General features: G+C 73.5%; 1 protein-coding gene. It reads left to right on the forward strand.

Annotated elements, in window-relative coordinates:
* Positions 1 to 124 precede the first annotated feature (124 nt).
* Positions 125 to 3,207 (forward strand): SDR family NAD(P)-dependent oxidoreductase (locus ACJ6WD_RS41215; RefSeq protein WP_407617803.1); only part of this gene is annotated, 3,083 nt, incomplete at its 3' end.

The following is a 3,207-nucleotide window of genomic DNA, read 5'->3' on the forward strand; positions in this document are numbered from 1 at the left end:
GTCGGTTGTGGCGTTGTTGGTTGAGTCTGCTGGTGCTGGTGCTGGTGCTGGTGCTGGTGCTGGTGCTGGTGCTGGTGCTGGTGTGGGTGTGGGGGTTGGGTATCTGCCGTTTGCGGTGGGTGCGGTGGAGATTTTTGGTGAGTTGCCGCGGGAGTGTTTGGCGCATGTGACGGTTGAGGGGGATGGGGTTCGTGCGGGTGCGGTGACGGCGCAGGTGGCGTTGTTGGATGCCGAGGGGACCGTCCTCGTCCGCATCAAGGACCTGGTCCTACGAGCCGACCAGCGCCCGTCGGACGCCGCGGCGGACCGCGGCCCGGAGCGCCTGCTCTTCCGCGGGCAATGGGAGCGTGCCGCGCTGCCCACCGGCGGCACCCCGCCCGACGGCCCCTACCTGCTGCTCGGCACCGACGAGGGCCAGCGCACCGAACTCGCCGCAGCGCTGCGGGCGGCGGGCCGGGCCGACGCCCGGATCGTGCTGGCGCGTCCCGGTACCGCCTTCCAGCGGCAGGACGCGCACACCTTCACCCTCGACCCGGGACGCGGTGCGGACGTCGACCGGCTGTTCGCCGACTGCGCCGCCGACGACCTCCTGCCGAGCGTCGTCCTGCACGCCTGGAACGACCCCGACGACGCCGATGACCCCGACGACGCCGACGGCTTCGCGGCGGGCGCGGTGGACGCGGCGCTGGCCCGCGGCCTCCTGACCCACTTCCACCTGGGCAAGGCGCTGTTGGCCCGCCGGATCAAGCGTCCCGTCCGGGTGCTCCACCTGCACACCGCCGGCGACGGCGGCCCGTCCCCCCTTCAGGACGCCGTGGCCGGGTTCGCGCGCAGCGTCCGGCTGGAGAACCCCCGACTGGTCCACCAGGTGGTCGGCCTCGACCGGCGGGAGCACGCCTTCACCGCCGCCGTCGCCGAACTGGGCGAGGCCACCGACCCCGCGGTGTGGGTGCGCCACGAGGACGGGCGGCGCCTGGTGCACGGGCACCGGCGGATCGACCTGCCCCGGCCCGCCGACCGCCCGACGCCGGTGCGCGAGGACGGCGTCTACCTCATCACCGGTGGCGCGGGCGGCCTCGGCCTGCTCGTCGCGGAACACCTCGCCGCACAGGCGCGCACCCACCTCGTGCTGGTCGGGCGCTCCGAGCCGGACCAGGACGTGCGACGGCGGATGGCGGCCATCGAGGCGCACGGCGGCACGGTGCGCCACCTGCGGGCCGACGTCGCCGACGCCGAGTCGGTGCGGGAACTCGTCGCCCGCGTCCGGGCCGAGCACGGCGCGCTGCACGGCGTCGTCCACGCCGCCGGGACGCTGCGCGACTCCTTCCTGTTGAAGAAGACCGCGGAAGAGTTCGCCGCGGTCCTCGCGCCCAAGATCGCCGGCGCGGTGCACCTGGACCACTACACCCGCGACGAGCAGCTCGACTTCTTCGTGCTGTTCTCCTCGATCGCGGCGGCCTTCGGCAACCTCGGCCAGACCGACTACGCCGCGGCCAACGCCTTCCTGGACGCCTTCGCCGAGCACCGCACGGCGCGGGTCGCCGCCGGGCGGCGCCACGGCCGCTCCCTGTCGATCGCCTGGCCGCACTGGCGGGACGGCGGGATGGCGCTGGCCGCGCACGACGCCGCGGTGCTGCGCGAGCGGATCGGGGTGGCGTCGCTGGGCAACGAGGAGGGCCTGGCCGCGTTCGACGACGCGCTGGCGCTCCCGGGTGGTGCGGTGCTGGTGGCCGCCGGGGACGCGGAGGTGATCGCCGGGCGGTTGGCGGCGGTCGGCACCGCGGCCGACGACCGGCCGGGCGGCGACGCCGGGACCGGGGCCGAGGCCGCCCCCACCGCGTCGGGCGGTGCGGACGACGGCGCGGAACTCCGCGGCCTCGCCGTGGCGTTCCTGCGGGAGCTGGTGGCACGGAAGATCGGGGCCGAGGCGTCCGGCATCGACCCCAAGGCCGCGCTACTGGCCCGGTACGGCATCGACTCGCTGGTGATCACCGAGCTGAACCGCGCCCTGGAGGACCGTTTCGGCGAGCTGTCGAAGACCCTGTTCTTCGAGCACGACTCGCTGGAGGAGATCGCCGACCACCTGGCGGAGACCAAGCCCGAGGCGCTGCGCCCCGCACCGGCCGAGGAGCCCGCCACGGAGGCGGCACCGGCGGTCGAGCCGGCCCGGCGCCCGCGCTTCATGACCTCCGTCCGCGTCGAGACCCCCGACCAAGACCCCGAGCAGGGCCCCGACCACGACCCCGAGCAGGGCCCCGACCACGACACGTCGGACGACGCCGTCGAGGACGACGCCATCGCGGTGATCGGGTTGAGTGGTCGGTATCCGATGGCGGATGACCTGGGTGAGTTCTGGGAGAACTTGGCGGAGGGGCGGGACTGCGTCACGGAGGTGCCGCGGGAGCGGTGGGATCATGAGCGGTTCTTCGACGCGGATGCTTCGCGGGCCGGTGGGACGTACGGCAAGTGGGGCGGCTTCCTGTCGGACGTGGACAAGTTCGACCCGCTCTTCTTCTCGGTCTCCCCGCGCGAGGCCGAACTCATGGACCCGCAGGAGCGGTTGTTCCTCCAGTCGGCCTGGCACGTCCTGGAGGACGCCGGCTACCGGGCGCGCACTCTCGGCCGCCGCCAGGTCGGGGTGTTCGTCGGCGTCATGTACGGCGAGTACCAGCTCTACGGTGCGGTCGACGCGCTGCGCGGCACCGGGCCGGTCACCGAGTCCTCGTACTCGCTGATCGCCAACCGGGTCTCCTACCTCCTCGACCTGCACGGGCCGAGCATGGCGGTGGACACGATGTGTTCGTCGTCGTTGACCGCACTGCACCTGGCGTGCGAGAGCCTGCGGCACGGCGAGAGCGAGCTGGCCATCGCGGGCGGCGTCAACGTCTCCGTCCACCCCTACAAGTACGTGCTGCTGAGCCAGAGCAAGTTCCTCTCCACCGACGGGCGGTGCCGGTCGTTCGGGGCCGGCGGCAGCGGCTACGTGCCTGGTGAGGGTGTCGGTGCGGTGCTGCTCAAGCCGCTCGCCCGGGCCGTCGCGGACGGCGACCACGTCTACGGCGTGATCCGCGGTACGGCCGTCAACCACGGTGGCCGGCCCAGCGGCAGCGGTTACACGGTGCCGAGTCCACGGGCGCAGGAGCGGGTGATTGCTGCGGCGTGGGGTCGGGCGGGGGTGGAGCCGGGTTCGGTGTCGTATGTGGAGGC

Origin of the sequence: Streptomyces sp. VTCC 41912 (assembly GCF_045799175.1) — a bacterium.
Lineage (GTDB): Bacteria > Actinomycetota > Actinomycetes > Streptomycetales > Streptomycetaceae > Streptomyces > Streptomyces albulus_C.